The sequence below is a fragment of the Sorangiineae bacterium MSr11367 genome, from assembly GCA_037157805.1.
Lineage (GTDB): Bacteria > Myxococcota_A > Polyangia > Polyangiales > Polyangiaceae > Pendulispora > Pendulispora rubella.
This window is the reverse complement of record CP089983.1, coordinates 13,426,215-13,446,431: the sequence shown is the minus strand read 5'-3', so window position 1 is coordinate 13,446,431 and position 20,217 is coordinate 13,426,215. Positions and strand designations below refer to the sequence as shown.

The 20,217-nt window shown below is 66.5% G+C and carries 15 protein-coding genes and 1 pseudogene; 9 read left to right on the top strand and 7 right to left on the bottom strand.

Annotated features, from left to right (window positions below; genetic code table 11):
* Positions 1-2: 2 nt before the first annotated feature.
* A pseudogene (locus LVJ94_52540) lies at positions 3-629 on the bottom strand (hydroxymethylpyrimidine/phosphomethylpyrimidine kinase).
* A gap of 174 nt (positions 630-803) precedes the next feature.
* On the opposite strand from LVJ94_52540, the gene LVJ94_52535 reads away from it, so the two are divergent.
* The 7 genes from LVJ94_52535 to LVJ94_52505 all read left to right on the top strand — a co-directional run bounded on the left by LVJ94_52535 (position 804) and on the right by LVJ94_52505 (position 10,267).
* Positions 804-1,499 carry an outer membrane beta-barrel domain-containing protein gene (locus LVJ94_52535; protein ID WXB05513.1) on the top strand — a complete coding sequence of 232 codons (696 nt, stop codon included), beginning with the start codon at positions 804-806 and terminating at the stop codon, positions 1,497-1,499.
* The gene (locus LVJ94_52530; GenBank protein ID WXB05512.1) at positions 1,500-3,158 is read left to right on the top strand and encodes a hypothetical protein; all 1,659 of its coding nucleotides are present in this window, start codon (positions 1,500-1,502) and stop codon (positions 3,156-3,158) included. It begins immediately after the preceding gene.
* A 179-nt stretch (positions 3,159-3,337) separates the two neighbouring features.
* The gene (locus LVJ94_52525; GenBank protein ID WXB05511.1) at positions 3,338-6,307 is read left to right on the top strand and encodes a tetratricopeptide repeat protein; all 2,970 of its coding nucleotides are present in this window, start codon (positions 3,338-3,340) and stop codon (positions 6,305-6,307) included.
* On the top strand, positions 6,304-7,428 hold the full coding sequence (locus LVJ94_52520; protein WXB05510.1) for a tetratricopeptide repeat protein: 1,125 nt from the start codon (positions 6,304-6,306) through the stop codon (positions 7,426-7,428). The genes LVJ94_52525 and LVJ94_52520 overlap by 4 nt, the downstream gene beginning before the upstream one ends.
* Complete coding sequence (locus tag LVJ94_52515) at positions 7,425-7,844, top strand: hypothetical protein (protein WXB05509.1); 420 nt, start codon at positions 7,425-7,427, stop codon at positions 7,842-7,844. Before LVJ94_52520 ends, LVJ94_52515 begins: the two co-directional genes overlap by 4 nt.
* Positions 7,845-7,878: 34 nt before the next feature.
* Positions 7,879-9,276 (top strand): AgmX/PglI C-terminal domain-containing protein, encoded by a 1,398-nt coding sequence (locus LVJ94_52510; GenBank protein WXB05508.1) that lies wholly within the window; start codon positions 7,879-7,881, stop codon positions 9,274-9,276.
* A 25-nt stretch (positions 9,277-9,301) separates the two neighbouring features.
* Positions 9,302-10,267 carry a Gfo/Idh/MocA family oxidoreductase gene (locus tag LVJ94_52505; GenBank protein WXB05507.1) on the top strand — a complete coding sequence of 322 codons (966 nt, stop codon included), beginning with the start codon at positions 9,302-9,304 and terminating at the stop codon, positions 10,265-10,267.
* A 9-nt stretch (positions 10,268-10,276) separates the two neighbouring features.
* Here the strand turns inward: LVJ94_52505 and LVJ94_52500 are convergent, their stop codons facing one another.
* From LVJ94_52500 to LVJ94_52485, 4 genes are read right to left on the bottom strand one after another with little or no spacing between them, the layout of a single operon-like run.
* On the bottom strand, positions 10,277-11,473 hold the full coding sequence (locus LVJ94_52500; GenBank protein ID WXB05506.1) for a VWA domain-containing protein: 1,197 nt from the start codon (positions 11,471-11,473) through the stop codon (positions 10,277-10,279).
* A 9-nt stretch (positions 11,474-11,482) separates the two neighbouring features.
* Complete coding sequence (locus LVJ94_52495; protein WXB05505.1) at positions 11,483-12,316, bottom strand: inositol monophosphatase; 834 nt, start codon at positions 12,314-12,316, stop codon at positions 11,483-11,485.
* On the bottom strand, positions 12,313-13,770 hold the full coding sequence (locus tag LVJ94_52490) for a Mur ligase domain-containing protein (GenBank protein WXB05504.1): 1,458 nt from the start codon (positions 13,768-13,770) through the stop codon (positions 12,313-12,315). The genes LVJ94_52495 and LVJ94_52490 overlap by 4 nt, the downstream gene beginning before the upstream one ends.
* Before the next feature lie 5 nt (positions 13,771-13,775).
* Positions 13,776-16,382, bottom strand: coding sequence for an AAA family ATPase (locus tag LVJ94_52485; GenBank protein WXB05503.1), 2,607 nt, complete (start codon positions 16,380-16,382; stop codon positions 13,776-13,778).
* Between the two features lie 77 nt (positions 16,383-16,459).
* Between LVJ94_52485 and grxC the strand changes: the two genes are divergently transcribed.
* Entirely contained in the window at positions 16,460-16,726 is a 267-nt protein-coding gene (gene grxC, locus LVJ94_52480; GenBank protein ID WXB05502.1) for a glutaredoxin 3, read from the top strand.
* Positions 16,727-16,739: 13 nt separating this feature from the next.
* On the opposite strand, the gene LVJ94_52475 is transcribed toward grxC, so the two are convergent.
* Together LVJ94_52475 and LVJ94_52470 are read right to left on the bottom strand one after the other, a co-directional pair.
* Complete coding sequence (locus tag LVJ94_52475; protein WXB05501.1) at positions 16,740-17,549, bottom strand: MXAN_2562 family outer membrane beta-barrel protein; 810 nt, start codon at positions 17,547-17,549, stop codon at positions 16,740-16,742.
* Complete coding sequence (locus LVJ94_52470; protein ID WXB05500.1) at positions 17,546-18,766, bottom strand: fibronectin type III domain-containing protein; 1,221 nt, start codon at positions 18,764-18,766, stop codon at positions 17,546-17,548. The genes LVJ94_52475 and LVJ94_52470 overlap by 4 nt, the downstream gene beginning before the upstream one ends.
* Before the next feature lie 206 nt (positions 18,767-18,972).
* Here LVJ94_52470 and LVJ94_52465 point away from each other — a divergent pair, with 206 nt between their 5' ends.
* Complete coding sequence (locus LVJ94_52465; GenBank protein ID WXB05499.1) at positions 18,973-20,181, top strand: aminotransferase class I/II-fold pyridoxal phosphate-dependent enzyme; 1,209 nt, start codon at positions 18,973-18,975, stop codon at positions 20,179-20,181.
* Positions 20,182-20,217: the final 36 nt, after the last annotated feature.

The following is a 20,217-nucleotide window of genomic DNA, read 5'->3' as shown; positions in this document are numbered from 1 at the left end:
CGCACCGCCTCGATGATTTCGCGGTTTTCCGGCGCAATGCCGCGTGATTTGGCGGCCAGGCGGCCCGCCACGAGGGACGCGAGCACACAACCGCCGCCATGCAGGACGAGGCCGGGGATGCGGCGCATCGGAAAGAGATGCACCTTGCCGTCGATGGCCAGGACGTCGACGGCCTCGGGCCCTTCGAGGTGACCGCCCTTCACGAGGGCCGCCCGCGCGCCCATGGCGCAGATCGCGTGGGCGGCTTGCGTGGCGTCGTCGAGATCGCGGATGCGGGTGCCGACGAGGGCCTCCGCCTCGGGGACGTTCGGCGTGACCAGGACCGCGCGCGGCACGAGAACGCGGCGCAACGCATCCAAGGCGGCGGGGTCGAGCAGGCGCGGGCGGCCGCGGGTGGCAATCATCACCGGGTCGACCACCGCCGGGATGTTCGGGTGCCGCAGAAAGAAGCGGCCGACGGCGCGGACGTTCTCCACGCTGCCGAGGGCGCCCGTTTTGAAGGCGCGCACGCTCTGATGTTGGGCGACCTCGCGGGCTTGGGCGATGACCTCTTTGGCATCGAGCGGGCGGGCCCCGCGAAGGCCGGCCGTCGATTGGATCGTGATGACCGCGATGGCGGCGCAGCCCATGACGTCGGCGGCGACGAAGGCGCGGAGATCGGCCGCGAGGCCGGCGCCCCCACCGGGGTCGAGCCCCCCGATGGCCAGGGCACATGGTCGATGCGTAAAAACCTGAGGGCGACGAGCGCGCATGGGGCGCGAGATTGACACCTTCGCGGCCGTCCTGCTACCTCAGGATCGAACATGCGCGCGGGGACCGGAAGTGCGGTGAGCCTCCTGTCCATGCTCGTCGTGACGAGCGCCGTGGTGAGTATCGGCGGGGAAGCCCGCGCCCAGTCTCAATGCGTCGACGACGAGCTGAAAGCGGAGCTCGTCGGTGGCCGGCACTACCGCGGGGTGCAGGACCGGCTCTTCACGAAGGCCTTCCGGCACGAGTTTTCCGGCATGGCAGGATATTACGCAGCCGACCTGTACTCCTCGAACTGGGTCGCCGGCGGGGCGTACACCTTTCACTTCTCGGAAGACCTGGCCCTCGAGGCGAGCGTCGCCTTCACACGCTTCCGCACGGACGTGACGGACAGCTACGAGCGCCGCTACCCGCAGGTCCAGGTGCAGGACCGCAGCGACAAGCCGGGACGGCTCTACTTCGGGCACCTCCTATGGTCCTTCGCCTACGGCAAGGTGCGATGGGCCGGGGGCGGCATCACCCGGTTCGACTTCAACGCCGCACTCGGCGCAGGCATCACCGACGATACGACGTCACGGGGCATCACAGGGAGCTTCGGATTCGGCACGAAGTGGTACTTTGGAAAGTGGTTTGCCATCCGCCTCGACGTTCGCGATCACATTTTGAGGGAGGTGCTCGTGGGTGAGGAGCATCTGGTCAATGACATCATCGTCACCGTGGGCCCGAGCATTTTCTTTCCGTTCGGGGGATAGATGCACACGGGGCGGTGGATCGCGGGGCTCGTCGTGTTGGCCACGTGCAGTGCGGCGTGGGGGCAACCTGCACCCAAAGCGTCTCCGCTCAATCCGCCGGCCAACGAGTTCGCCGGGGCCACGCCGGCGGCCGCGAATCTGGATGCGTTGACCGGAGAGCTGGCGCTGCTGCGCGCGCGAACGAGTCCCTTTCCGAAGACGGTGCCGGTGCAGTGGCGGCTCGAGGACGTGCGGATGCGCGCGGCCGAGGGCGAGGAGCTGCTTTACGCCGGCCGCATCGACGAGGCCATTGCGCGGCTGATGCCGGTGGTGGAGCACCCACGTTTCAGCGCCTTCGAGGCCGACGACGCGGGGCGGGCGGCGGTTTATTTGCTCGGCGACGCGTTTGCGACCGCGGGGGCGTATGCGCCGGCGCGTGCGTATTTGACCCGGGTGCTGAAGACGCGCGGGACCTGGAACGACCGCGGCACGTACGCGCGGCGGGCGGTGCGCCGGCTGGTGGAGATGGCCATCGAGTCGCAGCGGTATGCGGCCTTCGCGGAGGATCTGCGGGAGGTGCCGCCGCAGGCACCGGAGGAGACGCGCGGTGAGGTGTGGTACCTGACCGCGCGGGCCAGAGAGGCCGCGGGCGATACGGAGGGTGCGCTGGCCGCGTACGCGCACGTGACGCAGCGGTCGCGCTTTTGGGCGCAGGCGACGTACCTGCAAGGGCTCATCCAGGTCGAGCGGGGACGGTACAAGGAGGGCGAGAACTTCTTTTGCAAAGTGGCCGATCCGTCGCGGCAGTCGAACACGACGCCGGTGTTCGCGGACGAGCGCTACTTCGCGGTGCGGGATTTGGCACGTCTGGCCTTGGGGCGCATCGCGCACGAGCAATACCGGTTCGACGACTCGCGGTATTATTACTATTTGGTGCCACGCGACAGCGATCGGCTGGCAGAGGCGCTCTACGAGGGTGCGACGGGGCGCTACGAGAAAAAGGACTACGAGGGCGCGCGCGAGCTCTTGGACGAATTGAAAGCGCTGCGCGTGCACCACGCCTACGAGGACGAGGCGTGGATTCTCGATGCGTACGTGGACCTCGCGCAGTGCAAGTTCGCGACGGCGGATGAAAAGCTCATCGCGTTCGTGCGGCGTTACGAGCCGGTGCGCGAGGTCGCGCGGCGGGCGATGGTGGACCCGGGCGGAATGCAGTCGCTGCTGGCAGCCACACGCTCCGGGGCGGCCACGGACGCGCAGCGCACGATTGCAACGTTGTTGCGGTTGGACAATGGCTACGGCATCGTGTCCCGGCAGCGGGCGGTGCTCGAGCGTCAGGCGGAGGGGCTTCGCATGGACGCTGCGCTCGTCGGCCGCGTCGATGCTGCTCGCCGCGAGCTTGGCGACGCGGAGACGCGCCTGGCGAAGGACTCGCTCGCCCGACTCGATCTGCGGTTGTCCCGTTTGCTCCGCCGCGCGCGCCTTGCGCGCATCGAGTCCGTGCTCGGAAGAAAGCGCGCGCTGGAAGTGGAAATCGAGGCGATTCAAAGCGGAATTCTGCCCGCGGGCGCGCTCGATTCGCTCGACGCCGCGCGTTACCTGAAAGACAGCGAAGAATACTGGCCCTTCGAAGGAGACGACTGGCCCGACGAATTCGTCGGCAGCGAAGGCGCCCGATGAGGATTCGTTGTCTCGGGGTGGGGGGGAGTCTGCTGCTCCTCATTGCACTTCATGCAGATGCAGCTCCACGCGAAGGCGTAAAGCCCGCCGCCGAACGAACCGTGGTCGTTCGAACCTCCCCCACCCCAACCCCGACGACCCGCCGGGAGCCGGGACGTCCCGTCATAAGGGGTACCAGGGTGCCGGAGGCGATGCGGGCGCAGTTGCATGCGCAAATGGAGGCACGCATCGATCGCAACTTGGCGCAGATCAAATCGCTGCGCGAGGAGGCGGTGCGCCTTTTGACGACCTTCGTCAAAGAATCGCCGCGCGAGTCGCCCGAAATGCCCGAGGCGCTGTTGCGCCTGGGCGAGCTCACCTGGGAAACGGAACGTGACACCTTCATCGGACGGTTCAAAACCTGGGAAACCCGCCCGCCGGACCAACGCGGCCCCGTCCCGCAGCCGAATTATCAAGTTGCGCGCGACCTCTTCGGACGCGTGCTGCGCGACTACCCTCGTTATTCGGATTACGACCTCGCCCTGTACGTCGACGGCTTCCTCGCCACCGAACAGGGCAAATCCGACGAAGCCGTCGCACGCTTCGAGCGCATTCTCAAAGAATGGCCCCGATCCCGATTCACGCCCGACGCCCACATGGCCAAGGCCGAATCCATCTTCTACGGCAAATACGATTATCCGGCGGCGCTCGTCGAATACGAACAGGTCCTCCGCTTCAAGGACAGTGATCTCTACGGCCTCGCCCTCTTCAAGAGCGCGTGGTGCTACTGGCGCATGGGCAACAGCGACGAGGCGGCACGCCGGTTCGTCAGTGTCTTCGAGGTCACCGACAAACGCGGAAAGGCTGCCACCACCGCGCAGCGCAAACAGCTCGACGAGCTGCAAGGCGAGGCGCTCAAGTACCTCGTCGAGGTCTTCACCGAGGACGAGCGCAATACCGCCGCCGACGTGCACGGATTCCTCACGAAAATCGGCGGTGAACGCTTCGCCGGAAAAGTCGTGCGCGCTCTGGCCGAGACCTTCTTCGATCAGGCCCATTACGAACGGAGCATCGAAGCCTACGAGCTCCTTCTCAAGCTCGAACCCACGAGCCGCGAGACCGGCGGCTGGGTCCTACGCATTGCCAGCTGTTACAGCATCCTCGAGGATTACCCCAAGCTCCGCGCCACCTACGAGCGCGCCCTCGCCGGCTATCCGTCCGAATCGGCGGCCATCGAAAAGCAACTTCGCGAGCACGCCGTCAACCTTCACGGCAAAGCACAACGGGACAAAACGAGCCGCGCCGAATTCGAAGGTGCGGCGGCCCTTTACGAGGTTTACCTCTCCCGATACGCGACCGCCCCGGCCGCATACCAGATTCACTTTTACCTGGGCGACATCTATTTTTATCACCTCGACAAGAACACCAACGCGGCCACGCACTACATGTTCGCCGCGCGCAAGATCCCGGACGCGGAGGCCGCCCGTGAGCCGCTGAAGACGATGCGCCACGATGCCATTTACAATGCGCTCGCGGCCCTCGAGCGGGTTCGATACGCGAAGAAATCCGGCGGCGCAGCCCAAGAAACCGAGGCCGACAAGAAGTTCGCCGAGGCGCTCGACCTCTATGCGCAGCTCTATCCCAACGATCCGGCGTTGCCCGAGCTCTTCTTCCGGCAAGGGAAGCTGTATTACGACGATGGCAACTTCAACCCCGCAGTGAAGATATGGGGTGCGCTGCTGGAGCGCTTTCCGCGCAGCCCTTCGGCGCACGATGCGGGGGAACTCATTTTGGATTCCTTCAATCGATCGAAGGATTACGAAAACATCGAAACATGGGCGCGCCGGCTCAAAGCGGCGCCCGCGTTTCAGGATGCGCAGACGCAGAAGAAGCTCGATGCCCTCATCGTGCAGGCCGTGTTCAAACAGGGCGAGCAGAAGGTCGCGGTCGGGGACCACGCCGGCGCCGCCAAGGCGTACCTGCGTGCTGCGCGGGAATTTCCGCGAGATCCGCGCGCTGCGCAAGCGTGCGTCAATGCGGAGTTGGCCGCGCAGAAGGCGGGCGACTTCGCCACCTTGAAGGAAGCGGCGGTGCTGGTCACCGGGCGTGACTACAAGGACAAGCCCGGGTCGCCGCTGGGCGCATGGACGGCGGCAACCACGTTTCAATCGATGGGGCTCTATTCGGAGGCGGCGGAGTTCGACGAGGTGATTGCCAATTCCAACACGCGCGAATATCCACATTACCAACGCTTCGACCACGCCAAAGATGCCGCGCACAATGCCGTCGTGCTCCGCGCTGCGCTCGGTGAGAACGACAAAGCCGTCGCCAACGGGAATCGCTTTTTGAATCAGTACCCTACGGCGGCCGGTTCGGAAGAAATCGTGTTTCTCACGGCGCAGGCCCATCAAAATGCGGGGCGCCACCGCGAGGCGGCGGGGCTCTACCAGCGGTATTTGGCGAAGTCGAAGAACAAGGACCGGCGCGTTCAGGGGTACGTGCTGCTCGCGCTCGCGCAGATACAAGCCAATGAGCGCGGTAGCCTCCCCTCGGGGGACGAAAGCGGCGCGGAGAAGTCGCTGAAGGAAGCGGTCACCCTCGGAAAACGTTACCGCGGGGAGCTCGGGCCCGATGGACGCTATGCGGCGGCGCGTGCGCGGTACCTCGAGGGGGAACGCATTTTGAGCCGCTTCGACAAGATTCAGATTCAGGGTGATACGAAGCAGCTGTCCGCGCGCTTGAAGGAAAAAGCGGAGCTTCTAAAGCAAGCCTCGACGGTCTTTCTCGATACGGTGTCCCTCGGCGTCGCGGAGTGGACGACGGCGGCCCTTTACCAAATTGGCCACGCGTACGAAGCCTTTGCCAAGGCCCTGCGCGAAGCACCGGTGCCTCCACGTCTCACGGGGGCCGACAAAGAAGCGTACAGCCAAAAGATCGAAGAGTTCGTCGTGCCGATGGAGGAGCGAAGCATCGACAGCTACGAAAACGGCTGGAAGAAGGCGCTCGAATTGGGCATCTACAATCGGTGGACGGCGAAGATGCGCGAGGCCCTCGGGCGTCTGAATGGCGAATTGTATCCACCGCTCCGTGAAACGGGTTTGGACGTGCGCACCGCTTCGCCGTCGCCCCTTCCGCCGCTGTTCGAGGCTCCTCGGCGGGGTGACAAATGACCAAGCGCGGCATCGTTTGTTTGGCACTCGCCATCCTGCCCGCCTGCGGGGGCGGCGGCGGCGCCTCCAAGCCCGTCGCGACCGCCGCCACGCCGAAAGCCGCTCCGCCGCAGTCGTCGGCGGTGACCAAAATGGTGCAGGGTACCTTGGCCGCCAAAGAGGCCAATGGCCGCGAGCGCGCGATTCAGCTCTTTCGCGAGGCCGTTTCGCTCGACCCGAACCTGTGGGAGGCGCACTACGATCTGGGCGTGGTGCTCGCGCTCACCGGCGATCTCGCGGGTGCCGAGGACGCGCTTCGCAAGGCGCAGCGGCTTTCGCCGGACACCCTCGAGGTGGTGATGGCCCTGGCCGAGGTCGCGGCGCGGCGCGGGGAGAACAAGGAAGGCGCCGAGATCCTCGGGGACTACCTGCGGCGCCATCCGCAGGCGGCCGACGTGCAGGCGCGGTACGTCGCGGCGCTGCGCGATTCGGGGCAGGTGGACAAAGCCATGGCCCAATCGCGGGAGCTTCTCGCCAAGCGCCCCGGCGATGCTTCCGCGCTGGCCGAGCTCGCGCTCTGCCACCTGGCCAAGGGCGAGCGCGACATGGCATCGTTGCTTGCGCAACAAGCGCGGACGGCCAACCCGAAGAGCGCCATCGCGGAGCGCATCACCGGGCTCGTTCTTCTGGCGGCGGGCGACGACGCGCGCGCGTTCGGCGCCTTCGCGAAGGCCGCGCAGCTCGATCCGCAGGACACCACGGCGCGCCTCAACATGGGCAGCGTTCTGCTCCGCGCGGGCGCGTACCCAAAGGCCGAAGAGCAGTACCGCGCGATCCTCGCGGTCTCGCCCGAGGACGGCGACGCGAAAATCGGGCTTGCCGCCGCACTGCGCGGCCAGGGCAGCCGCGAGCGTGCGGAGAAATGGAACGACGCGCGCACCGTGCTGGAGGGCCTGCTCGCGCGCGAGCCGCACAACGTGGCGGCCCTGTTCAACCTCGCGGTGCTGCATGTCGAGTTTTTGAAACGGCCGGCCGACGCGCGCCCGCTTCTCACGCGGTTCCTCGCCGATGCACCGGGCGATCACCCGGCGCGGGCCGACGCCGAACGCTACCTCGCGACCTTGAAGGAGACGCCGAAATGAGACGCGGCACCAGATGGGCGCTCTGGGCGATGCTCACCGTCGCCATCGCGCTTTCGAGCCTTGCGCTCGCGGCGGGCCCCAAGCCCAAGGGAGGCGGCAAGGCGGGCGGCGGCAAAGCGCGACCACGCGTCGCCGTGAAAGACGCCGGCGCCGGGCCCACCGCGAGCGATGCAGCTTCGGATCTTTCCGCTGGCGATGGCGGAAGCGGATCGCCAGGACCAGCGGCGGATGTCAAAACGCTGGATTCGGGTGCGCGTGTGCTTCGATTTGGCGAATTGGAGATCGAGGGGCGCCTCCGCAGCCCGCAAATCGTCTATTTTCTAAGGCGCGTGCGCGCCGAATTCGCCGCGGAAGATCTGGGACATCGGACGTTTTTACGCGAGCTTTCGGAAACGCGAAAGGAACCGAATTTCTAATCGCTCTTTGCTATTCTTGAGAGCCTCGACGAATATGGCAGTAGCGACAATTCCCCAGCATCTGCGCGTATCTCTTACATGGGGTACGACCGTTCTCTCGGTGAAAACGTTGGCGCTGGGCCAATCGTTCGAACCCACGGAGATCCCCGACGGGCTCGAGATGAGCGCCGTGCCCGTGCGCGGTGTGCCCAGCGGTTGGGAAATCGATGCGCGCGGCGCGCGCTCGGGCTTCGTGAGGCTGCGCGGACGCGACGAAGACGCGCTGTCCATCGCCCGAAGCGGAGTGCCCATTCCCATCGTGCCGGGCGACTATGGCGTCCTGCAGTACGGGCTTTTTGCGCTCTTCTTTCAATACACCGACGCGCCCGCCAAACGCATCAAGGGCGGTTGGGGCGTCGAAGCACTGGTGCTGCTCGCCATCTTCTCCAGCGTGGTGCTGCACGCGGGCGGCATCGGCTTGGTGCGCGCGCTCACCACGCCGCCGCCCATCGCGAAGCCCATCGAGCTGACGAGCCCCGAGGAACTCGCGGCCCGCTTCGGATTGCGGCGCGCACTGCAAGCCGAGGCTGCGCCCTCGCCATCTGCGGCGGACTCGGGCGGCGCATCGGGTGTCAAAGATCCGGGCGCGCACGACAAGAAGAGCCAGGGCGGTGGACGCAAGATCGCGGGCACCGAGGGAAAGTTCGGAAAGAAGGGCCCGAGCGATCGCACGGAGTTGGACGGCGAGGTGCACCCGCGCGCGAACTTCGGTGGCTTGAGCGAGGTGCTCTCGTCGGACACCGGCGAGGAGATCAAGCGCACGCTGAAAACGATCAACACGGTCTCCGACGCGCTCTCCGGCTTGAATGCGAGCAACGTCCAGCTGGGCGGCGGAACGGGAACGAACCTGAAAGGCACGGGCGGCGGCGGTGGTGGCTATGCCGCCGCGGGCACGTTGTTCGGCGCGGGCACGCTCAACACCGGCTTCGGCGTGGGCAACGGCGGCGGCGCAGGCCCGGGCGGTGGCGGCGCGGGGGGCGCAGGGGCGGGCGGACGCGGTCCCGGCGGACAAGGGCGCGGTGCGGGTGCGGGCCCCGGCGCGGGCGCGGGTGGCGGCGGCGGAGAAGCGCGCGTCGCATCGGGTGGCAACGTCGCCTCGCACGGAGGCCTATCCCCCGAGCAAGTGCGGCGCGTCGTGGAGGCGCACATGGGCGCGCTGCGTGCGTGCTATGAGAGCGAGGCGCAGCGCAATCCCAACTTGCGCGGCGGGCTGTCCGTCTCCTGGCAGATCGATCCCACCGGCGCCGTGCCGAGCGCTTCGGTGGCCTCGACCACGCTCAGCAACGCGCGGGTCGAAGGCTGCGTGGTGCGGCAGGTCCGCGCGTGGAAGTTCCCCACCAACGATTCCCCGACCAACGTGAGCTATCCGTTCAAATTCGGCGTCGGCGGCTGAGGATGTGTACTACAACCGTGCCGCATTGAGCACGGTTGGAACGAACAGGGATCTGCGCCGGGTTGCGCTCGTGGGGCACGGCATCATGGGCCGGCGCCATGTGCGGGCGCTTTTGGCCTTCCCCGATAGGGCGACGCTCGCCGGCATCTATGATCCGGATCCCGCGGCCGCCTCGAACGCCGGAAGCCTGCGTTGCTACGCGTCGGAGGCCGAGGCCATCGCCGATGCGGACGTCGTGTTCGTGGCATCCCCGATCGCCGCCCACATGTCCACGGTGCTGCGGGCCCTGCGGGCGCGGCGCGATGTCTTCGTCGAGAAGCCCATCGGCGCCACCGGCGACGAATCCGCCGCGATGGTGGAGGCGGCCGAGCGCAGCGGGCGACAGCTCTTCGTGGGCCACTCCGAGCGCTTCAACCCGGTGGTTCGTGCCCTGCGCCGTGTGCTCGACCCCACGCGCATCCGCACCATTTCGTTCTGCCGCGTCGGCGCCCCGCGGGCAGGAGGCTCGGCCGCCCAAAGCGGCGGACCTCGACCGCGCGCACGCGACGTACTGCTCAACCTGGGCGTGCACGATCTCGACCTCGCGTCGTACCTGACTGCCTCGCGCGCCCACGTGCACGCGGCATTCGGGCGCGAGGACAACACGGACGTGCTCCTCTCCACCGGTCGATGCCCGGCGCGCGTGCGGGTTTCACGCGAAGGAGAGCGCGAACGGCGCATCCTCGTCACCACGGACGACGCGCGCTACGAGGGCGATCTGCTGGGTTTCCGCCTCACCGTCGACGAACGCGAAGACATCGCGCTCGACACGGAGGAGCCCATCATCGCGCAGGCGCGCGCGGTGTTCGACGCGCTCGACGGCCTTCCCTCGGACATCGCCAAAGGCCACGAGGGCGCCCACGCCGTCCGCCTCGCGGAAAAGTCGCTGGCCCTCCTGCGAAAGCCGCTCACGCACCCCACGCTGACGGAATACGTCGACTCCGCCGAGTAAAGCCGGCTGTCAGCGCTTGCGCACGCCGCCGCGCGACAGGTGGGCAATCGCCTCGCCGAGGCCGTCCAGCGTCATTTGGTACATGGGAAAGATCTGCGAGAGCGCTTCCGCCGTGCCGCCCTTCCAATATTGCGGCGGATCCGGATTGAGCCACGCGCTCTTGCGGAAGTGGTCCGCCACGAGCTGCATCCAGCGGATGCCGGGCATCGATTTCTCGCTCGGGTGGCTCGAGTAGTACGACCAATCGCCACCGCCGAGCAGCTCGCCCGGGTGCATCGCGGCGTCGCCCACGATGACCAGCTTGTAGTCCGCGTGGCACTGATCGAGCACGTCGCGCACGCGGATCGGGTCCACGAATCGCTCCGTCGCGTACAAATTGCCGTAAATGCAATTGTGGAAATAGTACGTCTTCAGCTCGCGGATGTTCGACGCCCGCTTGGCCGCGGAGAACAGCAGCGACACCGTGTGGGCGTGCGGATCCATCGAGCCGCCCACGTCCATCAAGAGCAACACGCGCACGTTGGAGCGCTTCGGCGGGCGAAGCACCAACTCCAGCTCGCCCGCGTTTTTCGCCGTCTCGGCGATGGTCTCGTCCAGGTCGAGCTCCAGCGCGTCCCCTTCCCGCGCGAACGCGCGCAGCTTGCGCAGCGCCACCTCGATCTGACGGACGTCGAGCACCAAGTCGGATCGGTACGGCTTGTAGCGCCGCGCATCGGCGATGCCCAGGGCACTGCGCCCGCCACCCATCGGCCCCACGCGCAGCCCCGACGGATGCGCGCCCTGCGCACCGAAGGGACTCGTCCCGCCGGTGCCGATCCAGCGATTGCCGCCGTCGTGCCGCTCTTTCTGCTGCCGCATGCGCTCTTCGAAGAGCTTTCGCAGCTCCTCCATGTCGAGCGACTTCAGAAGCGCGAGCTCCTCCTCGGACAATTCGCGGCGCTCCCGCGCATCTTTGAGCCACTCTTCGAGCTCGTCGAGCAGCTTCACGCTCGCCGTTTCGATGCCGCGAAAATGCGAGAGAAAAGCCTGATCGAACGCGTCCAAATCGCCCTCGCGGTGAACGCAGACCGCGCGGGCCACATGGTAGAAGCCATCGAGCGAGCTGTCGTGCAGCCCCATGGCGAGGGCGCGCGCCAGGGACATGGCCTCCTGGGCGCCAATTTTCACTTTGCGCGCGCGTAGCTCGAAGAGGAAGGGGACGAACATGGCTTGCCGTTACTTAGTCGTACGCTTGGATTGAACCTCGGCAAGCTCGCGCAGCAACGCGTCGTGGATTTTGCCGTTGGTGGCCACCAAATCGCCGCGCATGGCGTTGAACGGCTCTCCGCCGTACGTCGAAAGCCGGCCGCCCGCACCGAGGACGATGGCCGCCCCGCCGGTGATGTCCCACGCGTTGAGTTTCTTTTCCCAATAGCCGTCGTAGGTGCCTTCGGCGACGAAGCAGAGATCCAACGCGGCCGACCCGCAACGGCGCACGGCCTGGCACTTCTTCTTGATGGCCACGAAGGCGTCGAAGTTGTTGTCGTCGCTGATGCGCCGATCGTACGGGAACCCCGTGGCCAACAAGGCCGCGCTGAACTCGGTCGCCGTGCTCACGTGGCAAGGTTCGCCGTTGCGCGTGGCGAATTTCCCCGCGATACCGGTGAACTCGTAGCGCAGGGCGGGCGCCACGATGGCACCGAGCAGCGGCTGGCCGTTGGCGAGCAAGCCCACGGAGACGCAAAAGAAGGGATGGCCGTGCACGAAGTTCGTCGTGCCGTCGATGGGATCGACGTACCACTTCGCCTCGTCGGACGCGCGACTCAAGTCGGCGCCGCCTTCTTCGCCCACCACGGTGAACGGCGTGCGCGCATGAAGCCGGTCGCGTGCGAGTTCTTCGCTCGCGCGATCGAAGTCCGTCACCAGATCGACCGGGCCCTTGAGATCGACGGTGAACTTCTTTCGCCAGCCCGAGAGCACGAGCTCGGAAGCCTCCCGAGCTACGTCCAGCGCGATGGCGAGGAGCGCGCGTTGATCATTTTCTGCGTGAACGTCGAACGACCGTGTCATGGACCGAACCTTCCGAGCAGACGTCTGTGAAGCCCCCCGAAAGCACCATTGGAAAGCAGGACGATGGTGTCACCCGGGCGCGCCTCGGAGGCAAGCTGCTCGAGGATGGAGTCGATGCTGGGCATCGCCTGGGCTCGCTCGCCGATCGCGCGGGCGAGAAGCTCGAGGTCGAGTCGCTCACCCTCGGGCACGTTGGAGCGACCAAGCGGCGCGAACAGGACGCGATCGGCCGCGCCGAAGGCGGAGGCGTACGCCTTTTGATGGAGAGCTCGGCACGCGGTGGCGCTGCGCGGTTCGAAGACGGCCCAGAGCCGACCCTCGCGGTGCTTCGCACGAAGCGCGGCGAGCGTCTCGTGGACCGCCGTCGGGTGGTGCGCGAAGTCGTCGTACACGCGGACACCGCCCGGGGTGCCGAGCAAGTCCTGCCGGCGGCGCACGCCCTCGAAGCTCGCGAGCGCGGCGCGTGCGCGCAAGACGGGCACGCCGAATCCGTCGGCGCAGGCACAAAGCGCCGCCACGGCATTGCGCACGTTATGGGCGCCCGGGGTGTGCATGGTGAAACGCCCGCAGGACATGCCGCCGACGAACAGGTCGAACGGCTGCATGCCGCCCAGGTCGATGGGCGCATACGCCGCGAGCCAGGTGGGCGTGATGTCGCCCGTGTCGTCACCCTCGAGCGCGTAGAACGCGACCCGCGCCCGAGCATTTTCCGCGATGGCTCGCGCGGCCGCGCGCTGGCTGGCGTCGCACACGATGAGGCCCGAGGCGGGCACCTTGCGGGCCAGCGCCTCGAACTGCGCGACGTAGGTTTTCTCGTCGGGGTAGATGTCCACGTGGTCGTGCTCGACCCCCGTCACGATGACAACGTCGTCGTCCCCCACGCCGACGTAGTCGAAAAACTTGGGCTGCTTATGCCAATACACCGCGTCGTACTCGTCCCCCTCGACGACGAACGGCGTCGGCGGTGCGGTGGCGCCCACGATTTTCCGGCGCAACGAGCCGACGGCGGCGCCCGACGGCAGGTTCTTCGGCAGGCCACCGATGAAGTACCCCGGCTCGAGCTCGGCGCTGCGCAGGAGCCACGCGCACATGGCGCTGGTCGTCGTCTTGCCGTGGGTGCCGGTGACCACCAGCGGGCGCCGGCCGGCGAGGAAAAACTCGCGCAACGCGCCCGACATGGAGAGCGCACGCACGCCGCTCTCCGCCACCGCGAGGGCCTCCGGGTTGTCACGCCGGATGGCGTTGCCCACGACGATGAAGTCCAAATCGCGGGTGATGTGCTCTGCGGAAAAACCGCGCAAGCACCTCACACCGGCCGCCTCGAGCGCCGGCCCAATCGGCGGATCGAAGCTCGCGTCCGAGCCCTGAACGTCGTACCCGATTTCGCGGAGGAGAATCGCGAGGGCCCCCATGCCCGTACCGGATACGCCAACCATGTGTACACGACGAGACATCCGCGTTAACCCTTTTCGAAGACGAACTCGTCCCCCTTCACATCGACCTTCACCACGCTGCCCGAGGCATATCCACCGGCCAGAATCTGCTCGGCCAGCGGGTCCTGCAGCCGCTTCAGAATGGCCCTGCGCAGCGGCCGCGCGCCAAATGCAGGCTCGTAGCCTAGCTCGACCAGGTTCATCTTCGCGGCCTCGGTCAAATCGAGTTTGATCTCCCGATCGGCCATCAGCTTTTCCAACCTGCGTAGTTGGATATCGACGATGCCGCGCAAATCCGTTTTGCTGAGCGGACGGAACACGACGATGTCGTCGATGCGGTTCAAGAACTCGGGCCGCAAGAAGTTGCGCAGCTCCTCGCGAAGCACGTCGCGCAGGGCATCGCGTCCTTCCTCGGTCTCGAACAGGTTCGGCGACGTCTCCAGGATGCGCTTCGACCCGATGTTGCTGGTCATGATGACGACGGTGTTGGAGAAGTCCGCCGTGCGCCCGCGCCCGTCGGTGAGCCGCCCATCGTCGAGCACCTGCAGGAGCAGGTTGAACACGTCGGCGTGGGCCTTTTCGACCTCGTCGAAGAGCAGCACGCTGTACGGACGGCGGCGCACGGCCTCGGTCAAGAAGCCGCCTTGTTCACTGTCGACGTAGCCCGGCGGCGCGCCCACGAGGCGCTGGGCCATGTGCTTCTCCATGAATTCGCTCATGTCGAGGCGGGTCATCGATTGCTCGTCGTCGAAGAGGAACTCGGCCAGCGCCTTCGCGAGCTCGGTTTTTCCAACGCCGCTCGGGCCGAGGTACAGGAAGGAGCCAATGGGCTTGCCCGGATCGCGCAGGCCCACACGCCCGCGGCGCACCGCCCGCGAGACCGCGCGCACCGCCTCGGTTTGCCCGACGACGCGCTGGCCGAGGCGCTCTTCCATTTTGAGGAGCTTGTCGCTCTCGGCCTCGAGCATCTTCGCGACGGGGATGCCCGTCCAATCGCCCAGCACGATGGCGACGTCCTCCTCGGTCACCACGTTCGAGGTGCGGCCGCCGTCGTCGCGTTTCATCGCGGTCTCCGCCGCGTCGAGGCGGCGCTTCACGTCGGGGATGGACACGTGTTCCAGCTCACCGAGCCGCGCGAAATCCTGCCGGCCCCGCGCCTCGTTCAATTGCTGCTCCAGCCGGTCGCGCTCCGCACGCAAGGCGTTGACCGCGGCCAGTGCACCGCGGCGCGAATCGAGCCGCGCTCGCAGGTCGATGACCTGGGGCTCGAGCGCGGTCATCTCTTTTTCGAGCCGTTCGCGCGTCTTGATGCTCATGGCATCGTCGTCGTCGAGCAGCGACTGGTGCTGCGCTTTGACGGAGGCGAGCCGGCGGATGGCATTGTCGATTTCGGCGGGGACGCCATCGAGCTCGACCCGCTTGCGCGCCGCCGCCTCGTCGAGAAGGTCGATGGCCGTATCGGGGAGCGCACGATCCTGCAGGTAGCGCTTGGCCAGGTGCACCGCGCCGACGACCGCGGGGTCGCCGATTTGCACTTTGTGATGCGCCTCGAACTTCGTCGCGAGGCCGCGCAGCATCTCGATGGCCTGCTCGGGCGGCGGCGCATCGATGGTGAGGATGCGGAAGCGACGCAGCAAGCCCGGATCGCGCTCCTGCATCTTGCGCAGGCCGTCCGGCGTGGTCGATGCGAGCAGACGCACCTCGCCGCGGGCGAGCATCGGCTTGAGGAGATCGCCCACGCCGCTGCCGGCGGCCCCCTGGCCGAGGAGCGAGTCGATGCCGCTGATGTAGAGCACGCGCTCGCTGCCGGCGTTGCCCTTCATGGCACCGATGACTTGTTTCAAGCGCTCCTCGATTTCGCCACGCAAGCGCGCACCGGCCACGAGCGCGCCGGTTTCCAATTCGAGGATCGAGAGCTGCGCCAGGTTCTGCGGCACCTCTTTGGCGGCGATGCGCATGCAGAGCGCGCCGACGATGGCGGTCTTTCCGACACCGGGATCGCCCACCAGGAGCGGGTGGTTCTTGTGGCGCCGCTCGAGGATCTGCAGGAGGCGGCGGACCTCGGCATCGCGCCCGATGACCGGATCGAAGCCGCCTTGGCGGGCGCGTTCGACCAGATCCTGGGTGAACCGGCCGCCGTTGTCGCCCCCGACCGTAGACGGGGAGGCCGCGGCCCCGGGCGGATCGCGCGGAACGCTGCGAAGGGCGGCCATGTGCGGGCGAAACGAACCGGGCCCAAGGGCAAAAGCCTGAAGAACCACGGCCGCCGCGCCGCGGATTTCCTGCGAGAGGGCGTTGAGGAGGTGTTCGACCTGGACGGTGCTGCCCGTGGCTTCTTTTTCCGCGCGGCGGAGCAACTCGAGCATCGCGTTGGAGAGGTACGCGAGGCCGCTGGTCGTCTTTCCGATGCGAGAAAGTGCTGACTCCGCCTCGACGGCCACATCGGACGGGTCCGCTCCGGCTTTGCGGAAGACCTCGGCCACGCCCCGATCGCGGTCGATCGCCCGGGCGAGAAGGTGGATGGGCTCGACTTGAGCGTGTTTGCGCTCGTCCGCGAGCGTTTGGGCCCCTGCAACGAGCGCCTTGGCGTCCGCCGCGTAGCGCTCGAGGTGAATGGTTTGCTCGGCTGCCATCGGCTGGCCAAGGTAACATCCCCCGAGGCTCTTCGCTTGCGCCGGTCCGCCCCTGACCCTACTTTCCGCGCAGTACGATGACCACTCCCTCCGCCGTCCAAGTCTACACGACGAACTACTGCCCCTACTGCACCCGCGCCAAGCAGCTCCTGACCAAGCGGGGCATCGCCTTCGAGGAGATCGACGTCAGCGAGGACGACGAAAAGCGAGCCTGGCTGGTCAAGACCACGGGCCAGCGCACCGTCCCCCAAATCTTCATCAACGGCACGCCCATCGGCGGCTCCGACGAACTGCACCAATTGGACCGCAGCGGCGAACTAGCCAAACGCCTCGCCGCCGCCTGATCCGCCTCGTTGCTCAGAACTCGAAGGCCAGTCCCGTGACCCAGGTGCTCGTTCCCACCCAGAGGACGTTGGACTGGCCAATGCCGCGGTAGTTCGCGAACATCCACTCGCCATAGAGATACGAGTGGTTGATCCCGAGGGTCTGGTCGAGGTTCTTCGCGGTGTAGCGATCGATGACGTCCAATTGAAACGCCAGGCCGACGGCCAGGTGAAGTCCCCACGTTTGGCCTTTGCCGTGGACGGTGCCGTCGGGGGTCTCGGAATAGGAAGTACCGCCCTCGGTGAATGTGCGCCAGGGCACGTAGCCGATTCCCGCTTTGCCATACGGCACGAAGGGAATCCCCATTTCGCGCATGAAGACGTCGGCGCGCAAAACGGCGATGGCGTACATCGGGAAGAGCTCGAGGGTCGTGTTCGAACCCGAGGGCTCGTTGTTCAGCGGGGCAGCCGGATCGAGCTTCGGCGCCTTCGCGCTCATACGCGTGTAGCCGATGGACGCGCCGGCCCCGACGGTCCCTATGTACGGGAGACGGAAGATTTGCCAGTCGAATTCGAGGGCAGCTAGGAGCCGTGCGTTGTCACGGAATGTGTCCTTCCATGGCGTATTGCTAACGCCCAGATCGGGATTCGCGTGCAACGCCGGGTCGTCGTCGATTTGCGGTTTGTAGGGCGCAAAGCGAAGCTCCAAGTAGAAGTGCTGCGGCGACTCGAATTGCTTGTGGCGCGGCCTCAGGATCAAGTCGTCGTCGGCAGCGGAGGCCGTGGTCGACGCCAACCCGATTGCAGCAAACGCGAAGACAGCGCACGCGGGTGCGAGTCTCATGAACGCTTTCCTTTCCGACGCCGTCGCACGAGCGCAAGTACTGCGGCTGTTGCGCCGCCAATCATGACTCCGTCCGTCAGAGGAGCGCCTTCGAGGGCACATCCTCCAGCAGGTCCACCTGCCTCGCGGTACCGCCAGAAAAAGTCCTTCACCGGCCCCGGCATCGCGCACGCCGCCTTGGAAAGCTCGCCCGGGTTTCGGCCTTTGTCGTAGGCGGCCACCGCACACGCGTATTCGACGCCGTTCGTCAAACCATCCACGGTCGTGCCATCCGAAACCGAACTGCCGACACTTCTGACGATGGGGGCGTCGAGTCCGGGCGAGGGGCAGTCGCTGGGTTGTCCGCCATCCGGTACGTTGGGAACCTGCGTGCAGCCACCGTCGATGGGCTGACCCGGGATGGGGTTACCGGCATCGTCGACGCCCCCATCCGTGAACCCACCGTCCTGACACTCCGGGTGCGTTCCGGCATCGCCGGCATCGACCGGAGGAGGGGCCGCGTCGAGCCCGTCCTTCGGAGCGCAATACACGGTGTAGCCGCTGATGTCGGAACCCGAGCTCGATTGGGGGCTCCATTTCATCACGATCACGCGATCGCCGTCTCCGGCCGTGACGTTGGTCGGTCCAGCCGGACCTTTCGTGTCCCAGTTGATCGCTTGTTGGACGTTGGAATCCGAATTGTTTCCGGGTACGCCGTACAGGAAGTAGACATTGATGGCGCTGGCGCCCACCGTCGGCTGCGAGCTGCAGGTATCGAGCGAACCTGTCTGGACGCCTGGCTGCTTCGTTGCGTTCCCCAACTGGCTGGCGATGGTTTGAGCGGGGATATCCACGACGATGGTGCCGTTGCGGACCGTTTGATTTCCCGCGATTTGCCAACACGTGGCCCCGGCCGTGCCGTTCTGTCGGCTCGTGATCTGCGTGCAGTCGCCACCGGTCGACGCCCAAACGTCCAAATTGCGGCCCGAATCCACGGTTCCCGTCACCGTCAACGAGAAGCGCTCGATGACATTGGCCACGCAATCGGCACGGGTGATGTCGGTGGTCTTGAGCCCGTTAGGCCGATTTGGCAGACCGCCCGAGCCCTTGATCCGATCGACCTTGGCAATGGCCAGCGTCAGCGACTGCGCGTGCGCGGTGCCCGAGTAGCTCCACAAAAAGCCGCCGAGGCACACGGCGAGGGTGGTGCGAAGAAGTAAGGAAAAGAACGTAGGCATACGATGGTCACCTTGCGGCATGGGGCCGCTCGCGGGGTCCGGAGCATAGTACATGCCATGCGGATTTTCGCGGATCGATGATGGGAAGGCGGACCAAAGTCGGCCAAGCTGGCACCTGTTCGGGGCTTCACCCTACGCGCCACTGACAAAGTGGCATACAAACCTGCGAGCCCCTTCCCCACCAACCCCTGCGCCTCGGAGACGCCGTGATCCACCTGATCCCTTCGCACCGCAACCGACCGTCCGATGACCCCATTTTTTCGCTGCATCGTGAGGCGACCGCACGCAAGGCGAAGGGGGATCGCATCATCAACGCCACCATTGGCGTCTTGCTCGACGACGAGGGCGCCCTTGCCGTGTTGCCCACGGCGGCGCGCGTGGTCCACGAGACGAAGGTCGACGACTGGGCGGCGTACGCCCCCATCGCGGGACACCCGGCGTTTCTCCAGGCGGTGCAGAACGACCTTCTCGGCGGCGAGCCGCGACTTCGGGCCACCAGCATCGCGGTTGCCACCCCCGGAGGCTCGGGCGCGCTGCGCCATGCCATCGTCAATTTCCTCGAGGCCGGGCAGGCGCTCCTCACCACGAGCTACTTCTGGGCGCCCTATTCGACCCTCGCGGACGAGGCGGAGCGGAAGGTCGCCACGTTCTCGATGTTCACCAGCGACGGCAAGCTCGACCTCGATGCGCTCGACCAGGCCGTGGCCACCCAAATCCAGGATCAGGGACGCGTTCTGCTCTTCATCAACGATCCCTGTCACAACCCCACCGGCTACTCGATGCACCGTGACGAGTGGAAAGCCCTCGTGGCGCGGCTCCTGCCGCACGCGGAACGTGCACCGCTCACGTTGCTGGTCGATGTCGCGTACGCCGCCTACAGCGCGGGCCCGCCGTGGGATCACCTGCCCGAGCTGGTGCCGCTCCTCGGCAAGGCCGGCCTTCTGTTTGCGTGGAGCGCGTCGAAGACGTTCACGCACTACGGCCTGCGCGTGGGCGCGCTCGTGGCGTGCATCCCCGAAGAAAAAGAACGCGCCGCCACCGACAACGCCCTTTCCTACTCGTCGCGCGGCACGTGGTCCAACTGCAACGCCGGCGGCCTGCGCGCCATCACGCAGCTGCTCACCGATCCGGCCTTGAAAGCGGCCGCCGACGCCGAGCGCGAGGTCACGCGCAAGCTCCTCGCCCACCGCGTGAACATCTTCAACGAGCTCGCCCACGCGAAAAATCTCCGCTACCCGCGCTACGACGGCGGCTTCTTCGTCTCCGTCTTCACCGACGAAGCCGCCGAAAAAGCCGCCCGCATGCGCGATCGCGGCGTCTACGTCGTCCCCATTCGCGGCGCCCTCCGCGTCGGCCTCTGCGCCGTCGCCGAACAAGACATCCCCGCCCTGGTCGACGCCCTGGCCACGACCTGACGACCTGTCCAATGCATCATAGACTGTGCATTATCT